The sequence below is a fragment of the Micromonospora yongxingensis genome, assembly GCF_052601155.1.
Window position 1 is genome coordinate 143,962 of the sequence record NZ_JBQXEO010000002.1, and the last position, 14,976, is coordinate 158,937.

General features: G+C 69.1%; 12 protein-coding genes and 1 pseudogene. 6 read left to right on the forward strand and 7 right to left on the reverse strand.

Annotated features, from left to right (window positions below; genetic code table 11):
• The first annotated feature begins 222 nt into the window (after positions 1–222).
• The 3 genes from ACTWLT_RS03800 (at position 223) to ACTWLT_RS03810 (ending at position 3,227) form a co-directional block, all read left to right on the forward strand.
• A complete protein-coding gene (locus ACTWLT_RS03800) occupies positions 223–861 on the forward strand; it encodes an HD domain-containing protein (protein ID WP_445317153.1) in 639 nt (212 codons plus the stop codon).
• Positions 862–889: 28 nt separating this feature from the next.
• Positions 890–1,828: an NADP-dependent oxidoreductase gene (locus tag ACTWLT_RS03805; protein ID WP_445317154.1), complete on the forward strand. Its 939-nt coding sequence runs from the start codon at positions 890–892 to the stop codon at positions 1,826–1,828.
• A gap of 139 nt (positions 1,829–1,967) precedes the next feature.
• Positions 1,968–3,227: a nucleotide disphospho-sugar-binding domain-containing protein gene (locus ACTWLT_RS03810; RefSeq protein WP_445317155.1), complete on the forward strand. Its 1,260-nt coding sequence runs from the start codon at positions 1,968–1,970 to the stop codon at positions 3,225–3,227.
• Between the two features lie 398 nt (positions 3,228–3,625).
• Here the strand turns inward: ACTWLT_RS03810 and ACTWLT_RS03815 are convergent, their stop codons facing one another.
• Positions 3,626–3,754 (reverse strand): hypothetical protein, encoded by a 129-nt coding sequence (locus ACTWLT_RS03815; RefSeq protein ID WP_256482527.1) that lies wholly within the window; start codon positions 3,752–3,754, stop codon positions 3,626–3,628.
• Here ACTWLT_RS03815 and ACTWLT_RS03820 point away from each other — a divergent pair.
• Entirely contained in the window at positions 3,753–4,730 is a 978-nt protein-coding gene (locus tag ACTWLT_RS03820) for a glycoside hydrolase family 11 protein (RefSeq protein ID WP_445317156.1), read from the forward strand. The genes ACTWLT_RS03815 and ACTWLT_RS03820 overlap by 2 nt on opposite strands.
• Positions 4,731–4,821: 91 nt before the next feature.
• Here ACTWLT_RS03820 and ACTWLT_RS03825 read toward each other — a convergent pair whose 3' ends face one another.
• The 3 genes from ACTWLT_RS03825 to rph form a co-directional block, all read right to left on the reverse strand.
• A complete protein-coding gene (locus ACTWLT_RS03825; protein WP_445317157.1) occupies positions 4,822–6,261 on the reverse strand; it encodes a serine/threonine-protein kinase in 1,440 nt (479 codons plus the stop codon).
• A 104-nt stretch (positions 6,262–6,365) separates the two neighbouring features.
• Complete coding sequence (locus ACTWLT_RS03830; protein ID WP_445317158.1) at positions 6,366–6,911, reverse strand: HIT family protein; 546 nt, start codon at positions 6,909–6,911, stop codon at positions 6,366–6,368.
• A gap of 138 nt (positions 6,912–7,049) precedes the next feature.
• Positions 7,050–9,647, reverse strand: a complete 2,598-nt coding sequence (gene rph, locus ACTWLT_RS03835) for a rifamycin-inactivating phosphotransferase (protein WP_445317159.1) — start codon at positions 9,645–9,647, stop codon at positions 7,050–7,052.
• A 432-nt stretch (positions 9,648–10,079) separates the two neighbouring features.
• On the opposite strand from rph, the gene ACTWLT_RS03840 reads away from it, so the two are divergent.
• Positions 10,080–10,931: a hypothetical protein gene (locus tag ACTWLT_RS03840; protein ID WP_445317160.1), complete on the forward strand. Its 852-nt coding sequence runs from the start codon at positions 10,080–10,082 to the stop codon at positions 10,929–10,931.
• 33 nt (positions 10,932–10,964) lie between these two features.
• Here the strand turns inward: ACTWLT_RS03840 and ACTWLT_RS03845 are convergent, their stop codons facing one another.
• A complete protein-coding gene (locus ACTWLT_RS03845; protein ID WP_445317161.1) occupies positions 10,965–12,230 on the reverse strand; it encodes a low temperature requirement protein A in 1,266 nt (421 codons plus the stop codon).
• Positions 12,231–12,420: 190 nt separating this feature from the next.
• The gene (locus ACTWLT_RS03850; protein ID WP_445317162.1) at positions 12,421–13,920 is read right to left on the reverse strand and encodes a hypothetical protein; all 1,500 of its coding nucleotides are present in this window, start codon (positions 13,918–13,920) and stop codon (positions 12,421–12,423) included.
• A 98-nt stretch (positions 13,921–14,018) separates the two neighbouring features.
• Between ACTWLT_RS03850 and ACTWLT_RS03855 the strand changes: the two genes are divergently transcribed.
• Positions 14,019–14,906, forward strand: coding sequence for an ATP-grasp domain-containing protein (locus ACTWLT_RS03855; RefSeq protein WP_445317163.1), 888 nt, complete (start codon positions 14,019–14,021; stop codon positions 14,904–14,906).
• Here the strand turns inward: ACTWLT_RS03855 and ACTWLT_RS03860 are convergent.
• Positions 14,907–14,975 (reverse strand): annotated as a pseudogene (locus ACTWLT_RS03860) (DUF1737 domain-containing protein); the annotation flags it as partial.
• Position 14,976: the final 1 nt, after the last annotated feature.

Consider the following 14,976-nt stretch of genomic DNA (forward strand, 5'->3'; position numbering starts at 1 on the left):
ACCGCAGCCACCGGTGGCAATCGGCGCGACGAACCGAACATCAGGCCACCCTGCGGGACCAACTGTGACGGGGGACGCACATTCGCGGGTCCACGCGCCGACTCGGTCCGAATGTGAGGGGTTCCTGGCCGAACAAAGGCGGCACCGCCCGCCGATCGGTGGGAATCATGGAGGTCGCACAAACGGTCGACGGCCACCACAGTTTTCGGAGAGTCAAAGGTCATGCCAGACGTCATCGCGGGGTTGGAGATTCCTGAGACAGCGGCGGTCGCCGAAGCGACCAGGCTCATCCAGGACACGACCACCCCTCTCATCTACCACCACTCCCGGCGGGTCTTCTTCTTCAGCCTGATGCACGCACAGAGGCTCGGCGTGAAACCGGACCCGGAGCTGCTCTACCTGGCGGCCATGTTCCACGACGCCGGCCTCCTGACCCCCTTCTCCGACGTGGAGCAGCGCTTCGAGGTCGATGGCGCCGACCACGCCCGCAAGTTCCTTCTGGACCGGGGCTTCTCGATGGTCGCCGCCGAGACCGTCTGGACGGCGATCGCACTGCACACCACGCCGGGCGTTCCTGATCGGATGGGACCGGAAATCGCGACCACGCAGCTCGGCGTCCTGACCGACGTGCTCGGCCTGGGCCTGGACGGACTGGAACACGATCAGCTGGACGAGATCGTGGCCGCCCACCCGCGAGGGGACTTCAAGAAAGAGTTTCTGCGAGCCCAGTTCGAGGGGCTCAAGAACCGGCCCGAAACCACGAACGGCACCGTGAACTCCGACATACTCGAGCACTTCATCCCCGACTTCCGCCGCACGACGACGGTCGAGCGCATCATCGGCTCGCCTTGGCCGAGCTGACCGGACATCCCACGCAGAGGAATTGAGCATGCGAGCGATCACCGCGCGCCACCGTGACGCGGGTCTCGGTGGCCTGACCCTGGCCGACATGCCTTATCCGTACGCCGCGGAGAACGACGTCATCGTGCGCGTGCACGCCGCGGGCTTCACCCCGGGAGAGCTCGACTGGCCGGCAACGTGGTCCGATCGCGCCGGCCGGGACCGGACGCCCAGCATCCCTGGGCACGAGCTGTCCGGTGTCGTGGTCGAGCTCGGCTACGGAACGACCGGCCTCAGCGTGGGCCAGCGCGTGTTCGGACTGACCGACTGGGCCCGCAACGGATCCCTGGCCGAATACACCGCGGTGGAGGCTCGCAATCTCGCCCCCCTCGCGGCCGACATCGACCATGTCGTGGCCGCCGCACTGCCCATCTCCGGGCTGACCGCCTGGCAGGGCCTCTTCGACCACGCCCACCTCGCGACAGGCCAGACCGTCCTCATTCACGGTGCCGCGGGCGGCGTCGGATCGATCGCCGTCCAACTCGCCCGCGAGGTGGGCGCCCGCGTGATCGGCACCGGCCGAGCCGACGACCGTGATGTCGCGCTCGACCTCGGCGCGGAGGCCTTCCTCGACCTGGACGTCGACGATCTGCAGCAGGTCGGCGAGGTGGACGTGGTGTTCGACGTCATCGGTGGCGACGTCCTCGCGCGATCGACCGAACTGGTACGCCCGGGCGGCACCCTCGTCACCATCGCCACGCCACCTGTCGTGCAGCCAAAGGACGGGCGGGCCATCTTCTTCGTCGTCGAACCTGATCGCGCCCGGCTGACCGACCTCGCCCAGCGCGTCCGGACCGGACGGCTCAACCCCATCGTCGGCGCCGTGCGACCGCTTTCCGAGACCGCGTCCGCGTTCACCCGCCACCGCCGCACGCCCGGCAAGACGATCATTCAGGTAGCGGACGAGCAGGGAACGCAGCACTCCTGACCAGTGCGCGAACGCCAGTTGCGCGCCGGGCCGTGTCCTGGGTCAAGACCGTCGGAAATGCCGGATCGGGCCACAACCTCGAATTGCGGAGACACGAATGGCCAAGGTAATAGTGGGAGCGACCCCCTTTCAGGGACATGTGAGCCCCGTCCTCACCGTCGCGGCGGACCTGGTCAGGCGCGGTCACGAGGTGGTCGTTTACACCGGATCCCGGTTCGAGGAGAGCGCCCTGGCGACCGGGGCGCGATTCCAGGCACTACCACCGGAAGCCGACCTCGACGATCGCACGTTGGACGCTCTCTTTCCTGCACGGGCCGCGCTGCCACCAGGACCGGCCCAGTTGTCCTTCGACTTCCAGAACTTCTTCCTCGGCCAACTGCCCGCGCAGGTGCGGGGTCTACGGGCTCTGCTGGCGACGTTCCCCGCAGATGTGGTGCTCGGTGAGCTCGGGTTCTGGTCGATACCGGTGCTCAGCCTCTCCACGGCGCCGGCGGAACGCCCGACGCTCGTGACGTTGGGCTCTGTTCCCCTGCTGATCCAGAGCGAGGACACTCCCGCGTTCGGCACCGGCATCCTGCCAACGCCAGGCGAGGAGGCACGCGCCCGCAACAGAGCGATGAACGCTGAGGTGCGCCGGCTCTTTGCCGAGTTGCAGACATTCGGCGAGGCGACACTCGAGTCGGTGGGCGTGACGATGTCCGACTACCTCTTCGACGCGCCCTTCCGTCGTACGGACCATTACCTGCAGTTGACCGTGCCCAGCTTCGAGTACCCTCGCAGCGACCTTCCGGAGCACGTTCAGTTCGTCGGTACGCTTCCTCCAGCCGCCAGCGGCGACTACGTGGAGCCGGCATGGTGGCCCGAACTGTCGGCCGGCCGGCCGGTGGTGGTCGTCACCCAGGGAACCGTCGCCAACACCGATCTGAACGAACTGGTCATCCCCACGGTGCGTGCGCTCGCCGGCCTCGACGTCCTCGTGGTGGCCGCCACCGTACGCGAGGACGGGCCGGAGCTGGTACGCCGAGCCCTGGCCGAAGTACCGGACAACGTGCGGCTGGCCAGCTTCGTGCCGTTCGACCGGCTGCTGCCACACGCCGACGCACTGGTCACCAACGGCGGTTACGGCGGGGTGCAGACCGCCCTGTACCACGGAGTGCCGCTGGTGGTCGCCGGTGCCAGCGAGGACAAGCCGGAGGTGGCCGCCCGCGTCGAGTGGAGCGGCACCGGCGTCAACCTGCGCACCCGCGTGCCGGAGGTGGCCGAGTTGCGCGCCGCGGTGCGGACGGTGCTGCACGACCCGGGCTACCGATCCCAGGCCAGGATCATGGCCAAGGAGATCGGCCAGTACAACCCGTTCGAGGCGATCGCCGACATCGTCGATGTGTCCGCCCGCCGCTGAGGGCCGTTCAACGCACTCTGCCGCTCCAGACCCCTTCCCACCGCAACCTCCCGGTGACGACATCACCCGGTCCGGAAAATCCTCGTAACTTTCGGCAGGTCGGGTTGGACGATGGTCCCCCAACCGGCACTCCCGTGCGATCGCCCCAGCTACTGACCAACCCCGGCATGACTATTGGCCTGGCTGGATGCGCTCTTGTAGGAGACCTGCCGCCACGCGAGGTTGCCACAATGTTTCCGGAAATTGTTGACAAGGCGACGGCTGGGTCAATACGGTCCCCATCGACAGCGTTCTATCGCCGTCAAATGCGATCCACCGTGACCCACCCTTCCGGTCGTCGCGCAGGACGACCGGTCAACCACCACCACGCGCGGCACGACGCCATGCCCGGCGACCCGTCACCTGGCCACCGACAGCCCGCCGGGCCGTACCGCGCTGCTGGCCTCCCGCCAGCCGTCACGAGGAGGAAGCACGCACATGACCGACATGAACCACACCCCCACCAGACCGAGGAGTCGCGGCCGCATGCGGCTGCTCCTCGGCGCCGCGTGCGCCGCAGTGCTGGCCGTCGCCGGCACGGTGACGGCCACCAACGCGTACGCCGAGGCCGACCGGACCGTCAGCTCGAACACCACCGGCACGCACAACGGGTTCTTCTTCTCGTTCTGGAAGGACAGCGGCAACGCCAGCATGACGTTGCGCGCCGACGGCCGGTACTCCAGTCAGTGGGGCAGCGGCACCAACAACTGGGTCGGCGGCAAGGGCTGGGCCACCGGCAGCCGAAGGACGATCAGCTACTCGGGCACCTACAGCCCGAACGGCAACAGCTACCTCGCCCTGTACGGATGGACGCGGAACCCGCTCATCGAGTACTACGTCGTGGAGAACTTCGGCACCTACAACCCGAGCACCGGCGCCACCCGGGTGGGCTCCGTCACCAGCGACGGCGGCACCTACGACCTCTACCGCACCCAGCGGGTCAACCAGCCGTCCATCGACGGCATCCAAACGTTCTACCAGTACTGGAGCGTCCGCCAGCAGAAGCGCACCGGCGGCACCATCACCACCGCCAACCACTTCGACGCCTGGGCTCGCGCCGGCCTGAACCTGGGCACCAACCACAGCTACCAGATCATCGCCACCGAGGGCTACCAGAGCAGTGGGAGCTCCGACATCACCGTCAGGGAAGGCAGTGGCGGCAACCCCGGCCCCGGCCCCACCACCGGCAACCCGGGAGGTGGCAACTGCACCGCGACGCTGTCCGCCGGGCAGCAGTGGAACGACCGGTTCAACCTCAATGTCGCGGTCAGCGGCGCCAGCAACTGGGTCGTCAGCCTCGGCCTGGGCGGCGGCCAGAGCGTGCAGAACAGTTGGAACGCCTCCGTCACCGGCACGAGCGGAACCGTCACCGCCAGACCGAACGGCAGCGGCAACAACTTCGGGGTAACGATCATGGCCAACGGCAACTGGACCTGGCCGACGGTCACCTGTCGAACCGGCTGACCCCCGGCCAACCGGCACCGAAACTGTGGCGCGGCGGCCTCGGCCGTCGCGCCACACCCGGTCTTCGGGTAGCTCCTTCGGCCGTCGTCGACTACGCCCGCGGTACCGCGGTCCCTCCGGCTGCCGATTCCTCCGCCGTCGGGTCCCCGGTTGGGTCCGCCGTTGGTTCCTCCGTCGCCTCCCCGGTCGGTTCCGCCGTCGTGCCGCCCGTCGGCGTCGCCGTCGGTTCCTGAGGTGCGCTCTCGGACGTGGTGGGCTCGGGCGCATCCACACTGGTCTCGCCTGAGGGCGTGGAGGGGTTCGGCGTCCCCTCCCCTGCTGCTGGACGGGTGGCCGTCGGGCTCGGGGTTCCGGACGCTGGAGCCGGCATACCGGCAGAATCGCGGGTGGCTGCCTCGCCGCCACCTGCGCCAGGGCCAGGGTCAGGCCCGCCCTTCGACGGCGGCACCGAAGTCGGCACCGCGGATGGCACCGCGGGAGGCGCCGACGGTCGTCCGGTCTGGCCCGGCATCATGCCGGTGGGGTCAGCGAGCACCAGGACGGCAGCCACCGCGGCCATCGATCCGAGAAGCACCGCGAGCACTTTGTGTCCAGGACTGCCGGCTCCGCTCATCGCACGGGCGAGAGCCGACCGCCGGGAGGCCGGCTGAGCGGTCAGCGCGGCCAGGGTCACCCCGGTGGCGGCCAGCACCGGTCGGTCGGACTGGTCCGCGAGGGCCTGCGCCGCCGTGGCCATGTCCCCGGCCGTCGGGAACCGCCGAGCGGGCTCCTTGGCCATGGCGGTGGCCACCAGTTGCCGTACCTCCGTCGGGACGCCCTCCGGCAGCGGCGGCGGCTCGTCTTCGAGGTGCCGCAGCGCCACCGCGACGGCGTTGTCACCCTGGTACGGAGGCCTGCCGGCGAGGCAGTGGTAGATGACGGCACCCAGCGCGTAGATGTCGATCGCCGGCGTGGTCTCGTTCCTGGAGACCTGCTCGGGCGCCATGTACAGGGCGGTGCCGACGACCTGGTTCGTTCCGGTCAGGCTTGCCGCTTCCTGGGTCACGGCAACGCCGAAATCAACGAGTACGACGTGCCCGTCGGGCTCGATGATCAGATTGTTGGGCTTGACGTCACGGTGCACGACGCCGGCGTCATGCGCGGCCTGCAGGGCGCGGGCGGTCTGCGCGGCGACCGACATCGCCTCGGCCGGGTCCAACCGGCCGACCTCGGCGATCCGCTCCGACAAGGGCTGCCCCTGCACACACTCCATCACGATGTAGGCGAGGTCCGGCGCTCCGGGCCGGGACGCCTCGCCGTAGTCGTAGACCTGGGCGATACCCGGGTGACGCAGGGCCGCCATCGCGCGCGCCTCACGGCGGAACCGCTCGCCGAAGCCAGCGTCGGAGACCAGGCGAGGGTGCAGCATCTTGACGGCCACGCAGCGGTCCAGTGTTTCGTCAACCGCCCGCCACACGTCGCCCATACCGCCACTGGCGATGCTCTCGACCAGGCGGTATCGGTCTCCGACGAGTTGCCCCACACTCGGCATGAAGCTTTCGGTACCCCGTACTCGCCGATCTCAAGCACGCAGCACCGTCCGCAGCCGCCGCCTTCAGCGGATCACGGCACACAACGGGTCGTGGAGCGGGCCAGTCAGGCGGCCGGTTCGCTGGTCGGTGACCGGTGGCCTCCGTGGCACGCCACCAGGGCGTCCGCGACGATGTCAGCGTCAGCTTCTGCGACGTCCGCTGGATACTCCGGCAGCAGGTCGTCCCAGACGACCAGCCACGACCCGAACAACTGGGCCTGCCCCTCGGGCCGGGCGAAGAACCAGACATGCAGGTGGGCGCCACCATCTCCGATGCGGTAGACGTGGGCCCGCGAGATGTGCGGCAGTGCCTGCATGTGGCGGACGATGCGCGTACTCAACAGGCCCAGCTCGGCCGCCATCTCATCCGGCAGATCCGCCATGTCGTAGTGATCGCGCGGATGCAGCATGAGCACCAGTGGGACGCCCACTCCCGGGATCCGGACCAGCCGCCAGTTGTCGTTGAACCAGATCCCTTCGTCCCGGTTGCGGCAGGCGTCGCACTCCGACGGATCCTCGCCGTGCCGGGCGGGCTCCGGGAGCACCGGCGGACGCAACGGCGCCACGCGAAGCCCGTCCGGCTCGAACGGACTGATCTCCCATCCCGTCATGCGTGCCAAGGGAAGTCGGCGTTCGCTGTCCGCGACAGCGACTGCATGCTCAAAGAACTCGTCCGGTCGCAAGGCCATGCGGCGAAGACTAGTACGACAAGATCCAAGTGATCGACAGCCCTGGGCGTTGACGCCCGTTCACGGCAGGATCTCGACGTACCCGTCGGTGCCGTGCACGCGGATCCGCTGCCCGTCCCGGATGAGCCGGGTGGCATCGACCACGCCGACCACGGCCGGCAGGCCGTACTCGCGGGCGATCACCGCGCCGTGTGTCATCAGTCCGCCGACCTCCGTCACGAGGCCCGCGATGGCGACGAAGAGGGGCGTCCAGCTCGGGTCCGTGTGGGCGGTGACGAGGATGTCGCCCGGTTCGAGATCGGCACGTGCCATGTCCAGGATGACGCGGGCCCGCCCTTCGATGGTCCCGGCGGAGACCGGCAGGCCGATCAGTGCGCCCGGCGGCGTGTCGTCGCGCCGGTACGCGCCGGCGACGGCCTCGCCCTCCGACGTGAGCACCCGGGGCGGCGTGAGCGCCTGATACGACCTGAACTCGTCCTTGCGCCGGCCGATGAGCTGGTCATCGACGCGGTTCGTGCGTACGACGTCGTCGAGCTCCTGGAACGTGAGGTAGAAGATGTCGTCCCTCTCGGCGAGCACGTTGGCCTGCACGAGACGCTCGGCCTCTGCCAACAGGGCCTGCTTGTAGACGAAGTAGCGGCTGACCATGCCGTACTTCGGATACTCCCGGTACCCGATGAAGGTCCGGACCCGGTCGATCATCCGCTTCGTCTCCTCGGCCATGCGCTCGCCGTCCGGTAGTGCCCGCAAGCGCTCCAGCAGCTCCTGCTCCTTCTTCCACGCCTCCTGCCGCCCCTGTTCGAAGCGCCGCTCGCCGGCTCCGGGCTCGAAATTCCTGATGTTGCCCAGGATCATGGGCAGGAGCGTGGAGGGGCGCTCGCTCCACCGCGGCCGCGTGATGTCGATCTCGCCGACGCAGCGCATGCCGTACCTGTCGAGCCAGGTCTCGATGGCGTCGCGGGCTTCCCGCCCGCCCGCGAGCTTGGGCAGCTCGTCCAGGAACCCCTCGTCGTCGACGTGCTCGAGAAATGCCACCACGTCCGGATGTGGGCGGATGGCGTCGGCGACGCCCAGGAGCGCGAGCCCCATCTCGGACGTGACGTTGTGGGGCACGGACTGCGTGAGCGTGTCCGCCGCGTTCTTCTCACCCAGCCATGCCTCCAGCTGCTCGTTGAGCCACCACGTGGCCTCCATCGCCGACATGAACACCTGATGGCTCTGGGGATCGAACAAGATCCGCCTCAGTTCCTGGAGGTCCGCCCGGATGAAGTCCAGCAGCGCCTCACCGGACTTCGTCCGGATGTCACGTTTCGCGGCGGCGATGGATGCCTCGCTGCGCCCGATCAGTTCGGTGACGATGGCCGGATCGGTCTCGATCGAGGTCGGCGCGCCGCCAACCAGTGGCGCGGGGGAACCCTCGTCATCCAGCGGCCGGATGAAGCCGTCGCGCTCGACGATCGTCTGCAGCGCGTCCCCGGTCAGTGGATCGGATCTCCCCGCGAGCTCCAGGAGGCCGGCGCGACTCGTCGGCGAGGCCAGCCTCTGGGTGACGTCGACGAACAGGCGGCCACCGGCCTCGGCCATGGGCGCGGGGGTCGTCATCTGCCAGAACGAGAGCCCGAGGGGTTTCATAGGGTCGGTCATCATCTGCTGATGGCCAACTGAGAGGTAGACGTGATTCTCCGCGTCACGCGCCGCGGGGATGGGGAACAGCGTCGTGATCGGCCGGCTCTGCACGATCTGGACGTCATCGTCGACCAGGCACCATTCGATGTCCTGCGGGCGACCGAAGTGCGCCTCGATCCGCCGGCCGAGCCGCACGAGCCGCACGACCTGCGCGTCCGTCAGCGCCGGCTGCTCCTGCCGCTCCGGGTCGATCGCCTGTTCCTGCGTTCCGCCCGACGGCGAGGCGTGGATGGCGAGCTGCTTGGCGCCGACCGTCCTGGTGACGACCTCACCGTCGCGCACCTTGTAGACGTCCGGGTTCACCAGGCCGGCGACCAGGGCCTCGCCGAGGCCGAAGCTGGCCTCCACGGAGGCGACCTTCCGGTTGCCGGTGAAGGGGTCGGCCGTGAACAGGATTCCGGAGGCGTGCGGAAAGACCATCCGCTGCACGACCACGGCCATGTGGACGCTCCGGTGGTCGAAGCCGTTCCGCAGGCGGTAGGTCACCGCCCGCTCGGTGAACAGCGACGCCCAGCATCGGCGGACGTGCTCCAGAATGGCCGCCGACCCCATGACGTTCAGGTAGGTGTCCTGCTGGCCGGCGAAGGAGGCCGTCGGCAGGTCCTCTGCCGTCGCGCTCGACCGGACGGCGTAGGCAGCCTGCTCGCCGAGCCGGGCGAGCGCGCCGATGATCGCCGCCGCGAGATCGCCCGGGACGGCGGTCCCTTCGATACTCCGGCGAATCTCCTCGCTGTGCGTGCCGATCGCCTCCCGGTCGTCCGGGTTCAGGCGCGACAGCCGATCGAGCAGATCGCCGATCGAGGGAGCTTCTGCCATGATCCGCCGGAAGGCGTCCGTCGTCACGCAGAAGCCAGCCGGTACGCGGACACCGTCGATCCGCGACAGCGCACCCAGGTGCGCGCCCTTGCCGCCAACGACCGCAACCTGCGTCTCGTCAACGTCTTGAAGATCCAACACGTACTGCTCGATCATTCGGATACCTCGCGCACGTCGGTGCCCCTTTTTCCGCAGGTCGTGGCCTCGGCCGACGATTCTGCGCCACAACAGGGGTCTTGCCGCAAGCCCCCCGGTGCGCTATACGTTAGAAGTGGCAAGGAGAGGATCTCCTTGCCTTCGCCATTTGTCGTCCGCAGGCCGACGATCGCGCATGCTCCTGCGCGTTCCGCGGACATCCGGGGCTCCTCGACTCCCAGAGCGCGCGCCGCCGACTACCGTCTGCCCTCCCCCAGTGATCATGGGAACAGCCCTCCCTCCTGAGAGGGAGGGCCTTCCCCTGCCGGCGGGGGCCGCCCGGGCCGGGGCGCCGGGAGGATCGGGTGCATGACGCCATCGGCACCGATCGCTCGCAGGACGGGCCACAGCCTGACGTACGCACTGCTCGGCTGGGCCGTGGCATACGGGGGCGTGCGTCTGGCGTGGACCGTCGGCGAGGCTCCGGAGTTCGGGCCGTTCGGGTCGGACCTGCTCGGTTTCACCGGTTGGCGGTCGGTGGCGTTGTGCGTGGCGGCGGGTGTCCTGGCGGTTGCTCTGAACCGGGTGGCGACATGGCGGCCGGTGCTTGCGGCAGTCGCCTGGACATTCGTCGGGGCACTGGTCGCGGCTGCCGGGATCCTGCTGCCGGAGTTGGTGGGCTTCCTGCTGTTCACCGTTGGCCCTTACTTCGACCCGGTAGCGTTCTCCAGCCGGCTCGGGTGTGTCACCGGAGCGGTCCTGCTCGGTCTGGCCACCGCCCGCTATCAGCGGCGCACCCGAGGCGACTGTCCGGACTGCTGCCGGACGCTCCGACCGGGTCACCGGCGCTCGACACCTGCCCGGTGGGCGCGCTGGGCCGCGTACGCCGCGGTAGCCGGCCTCGTCACCCGCTTCGCCGCCCAGGCCGTGGTGGGATTCGACGGTCTCACGCAGGACGCCTCCGTGATCGGCCTGGAGATCGGCCTGTTGCTGGCCGGAGTGCTGTTGCCACTGGCGCTGGTACACCACTGGGGCGAGATCTGGCCGGGGTGGGTGCCGCTGCTCGCCGGCCGCAGGATCCCTCGCCTGCTGTTGCTGGTGCCCGGCTTCGGGCTCGGGGCGGGCATCGTGGCCTACTTCGGCATGGGGCTCGTGCAGGTGGCATCGGGATCGGTCAGCCAGTTCTCCGACACGTTCCTCTGGGTGGCGATGTCGGCGTACTGCGTCCTCGGGCTCGGCCTCCTCGCAGGCTCGTGCGACTACCACCTGCGGACCCGCGGCGCGTGCACAGCCTGCGGCCGGTGAAAATTCTCCTCCGGCCGCTAGGTGGCGACGTGGTCACCCGGAAGGCCCGCCGAGGCCGGGCTCGCCCCGCTCGGACCCGGTTTCCTCCGCCTCCTCGGCAATCGCCCTGCGGAGCCGGCGCCGCTGCCCACGGCTGACCATGAACTCGACCACCGCGGCGACGAGGCACACGACCGCCAGCCATACCAGGGTCCGCGCGGCCGAGATGCGGCCGGTGACCGGCAGCATGGCGAGCAGCACCGCGGCCGCCACGAGGCGGGGCCAGACGACCACACGTACCGTGCGGCTGAGCCGCCACTGGAAGGCCGCGTGCGCCACGAGGAAAAGGGCAACCCCGCCGTACATGGCGTACCGGCCAAGCGTGTCGAGCGGGTCGCCGTGACCGTAGGTGTGCGCCGCGACGATCAGCGAGGGGGTGTGTTTCAGGCCGACCGCCAGCAGGATCACACCCGCGATCATCGGCAGGTGCAGGTAGCTGTAGGCGTCCCGGGCGAGGGCCACCCGGCGGGCCGGGCCGGCCTCGCGCAGAGCGTGTTCGCCGACGAGCGCGGAGACGTCGAAGTAGATCCACTCCAGCGCGCCGGCAACCAGGACAGCGAGCACCGAGGCCACCATCAGACCAGTGGTGTTGGGCAGGTCCGTTCCCGCGATGCCGACCGCGACCAGCACCTCGCCCAGAGAAACGATGATGATCAGGCCGTGCCGTTCGGTCCAGTGGCGCGCGGAGAAGATGGCGCGCTCGGTGACCCGCACGGCCAGGCCGATCCCGTAGTCCACGGCAACGGCGACCGCCCAGAGCGCAACCTGACCGATCTGCACCGTCCGTTCGTCGAGGCCGGACCGGGGCAGCAGCGCCGCCGCCAGCAGCAGAACGACGGCGACCAGCATCGGCGTGACGAGCGCGACCATGTCCCGGCCACACAGCGCGGGAGAGGCGTACCAGCGCAGCGCCAGGTACATCACGCGCAGGATGGCGAAGCAGGCGACGAAGACCAGGGGTGAGTACAGCCCGCCGGGCAGGTCGGTGAACGCCTCGCGGGTGCTGACCGCGAGCCCGAACATCACCGGCGTCACGGCCAACAGCACCAGCCGGGACAGTCCGTAGTTCGCGCGTACCCGGTTTCCGAGCCAGGCGAAGAGCGACCAGGACCACCACATCATGGTCAGGACCAGCAGCCCGTGCACTATGCCGAAGGGGCTGTCCTCCGCCGTCATGAGCGTGGTGACCTGGATGAAGGCGAAGACGAAAACCAGGTCGAAGAAGATCTCCGCGGTGGTGACCCGCGTCTTCTCGGTCACCGGCCGCAGCCCGGGGCGCAGAGATCTGGCCGGTAGACCCGACGCGGTGGAGTCAGGTACGGCCATCGGCGACGAGCCGAAGTGCTACCGGAACGGTCACTGCGCCTCCTCGCTGGCGAGCCTGCACTGCGCCGCGCTGCCTTCCCGCTGCCAACGAGGGCAAACGCGCGAGTCACCGCACGGCATCCGGTTAGAACTCACGCCAATCGTCCAACCACTGGGCGGCCAGATCCGCTTGGACTCCAGCCCGGGCGGCGAGTCCCATGAACGCGTCGCAGGCTTCCTCTCGACGGAGCGTGTCGATGATGTCGTACTTCTGGTCGATGCTGTTGAGCGCCTCGATCAGGGTGTGCAAGGCCGCTTCTGCTTCGTCTGCACGCACACCGTCCTTCCGAACCTTGTCGATGGCGCGGACTGCGCTGGCGTATGCCTTGCAGGCGGCCGCTCCGCCTCGGGCGTCGTCGTCGACCCAGTCCCGCAACGGGTTGTCCAGATTGGCGGCGAGCCACGTGTCGGGCTTCGCGCCCTCGGTGACCAGACGCATTCCGGTGCCGCGGTACCGGGCCTTCAAGGCGGGCACGACCGATCGCCGTAGACCGTTGACAGTCAGCTGCTTCAACGAGGTCAGGTCAGGAAGTACGTCCGCATCCAGGCCGTAGCCATCGAGAAGTTCGATGACGGCAAGGCGGGTCAGACCGGCCAGCGCAGCGGCGTCGACCAGCCGTCCCGGGGGCCTGCGCCAATGGATCCGGAGACTCTCCAACGCCTCCAGTTCCCGCACGGCGTTGGCGGACATGATGCCGCCGCCGTCCAGGGCCACCTCTTGAACACGGCGCAGGCCTGCGGGAACCATCGTTTCCGCATCGGCGCCGGTCAGGGTGAGCTGGAGCCAGCGACCCTCGTCCGCGGCATACACGGACAGGCCCGGGTCTACCGGGCCCAGCTCAAGGCCGCTCAGGACCCGGGGCAGCCGCACCTCGCGAGCACCCGCGCTGTCCAGTGACAGGTGTTGTAGGCCGGTGTCGGCCAGATCCACGACGGGCGGGGCGTCTCGCCAGGTCAGGGACGAGACAACAGGGCGGTCTGCCAACGCAAGGGCGAGGCCGCGATCCGGGCCGGTCCACGTCAACGCCGTACAGCGGGGCAGTTGATCGAGAGCCGACCACCGCACCGGCCCGGACGTAGGTACGGGTACCGGCCCGTCATTGCTCAGGTCCAACCGAGGCGTGGCCGCGCCGAGCTTCACCGCACCGGCACCGAAGTCGACGTCGACCTCGCCGCGAGTGGCCGCCGCACGGTAGGCGGCCTTCGCTGCCGCCGGTAGCTCCAGGTCCCAGCGGCGCTGCCTGACCACATCGTCGGCAAGTGACTGCCAGCCCGAATATGTGTCCGACAACGCTGGCACACCCTCGGGGACAGGCAGGCTTCCGATCCAGGTGAAGCCCGGCGGCACCGCGTACCAGCCGCCGATCGACAGGTGCGCGAGGCGCCCGCCGTGCGCGTGGTGGTCAAGCGTCAGCGGCTCGACGCCGCGCAGCTCGCCGAGGGTCGGACGATCCACCGAGTGCCAGCGCAGCGCGTACGCCGACGTCACGCCGTCATCGATGCCGGTCACCTGACATGCGCCGAAGCCACCGTCCGACAGCCTCATCACGGCGACATCGCCCGGTCGCACCACTCGATCACCCATCCGGCGAAGCTATCGGACCGGTACGACCACCGTGGTGCTGCGGGAGCGCCCGATAACCGCTGTAGCGGTGGCGGGGTTTCGGGGCAGGATCATCGGCCGTGACACTTGTCCTGCCGCCGCGCCTGACAGCCTCGGCTCAGAGCGTGCGCGACGCCGCTCATCGACGCGGGCTACGCACCGTCCAGCTCCGCACCTTCGCAGTACCCGCCGGGATGGAGGCTGATCACCTTCATGCGGGACCCGGCTTCGCCGACGTTGTCGCACCGCTGCTCGGGATCGCACCGCTGGAGGCTGGACCTGGCTGGCTGACCGTGCTCCCCCGTGACCTCACCCGCCGGGAGATCACCCTGGTCGCCATCAGCGAGGCGTACGAACTCCGCCGAGCGGCGTTCATCAAGTCACCCAACGACAAGACCATCCCCGCGATGATCTACACAGACGGTTCCCGTCTGCCTGGCCCGGATGCTGTCGACCGACGGACTCCCGTGCTCGTCAGCGACATCGTGGAATTCACGGCCGAGTACCGGCTACACCTGCTCGACGGTGTCGTCCACGCGGGCAGCCAGTACGCGACGCACGGCCGGTTACACCTCGGCCCCCCGTCGACCGACGCGTTGGCCTTCGGCGCCGACCTCCTCGCGGGATATGGGCACACACTGCCCTCTGCCATCGTGGTTGACGTCGGACTGATCAACGGCAAGTGGGGGGTGATCGAGGCAAACGCAGCGTGGGCCAGCGGAGCCTACGTCTCAGACCCAGATCTGGTCCTCGATGTCGTACTCCGAGCGGCCGGTCCAACGGCCTCGGTCAGCGCCCGGGACCAACAGTTCATCCGACGCCCTGAGCCGCCCCAACTACCCCTCGACCCGGCGGAAACCCCGTCCCTACCTGGGGCTGCCCTCGGCCGGCCTGGGCGCGGCGGCGTTCGGCAGGACCAACGACTGAGCGGCGATGACGCGTGCCCCGTTGAAGGCCAGCGCCGGTGAGCCGTGCAGCCGGTAGCCCTGGTCCAGGAGGCCGCTGACGCGGGCACAGAAGTCCGCCTCGACGACCAGT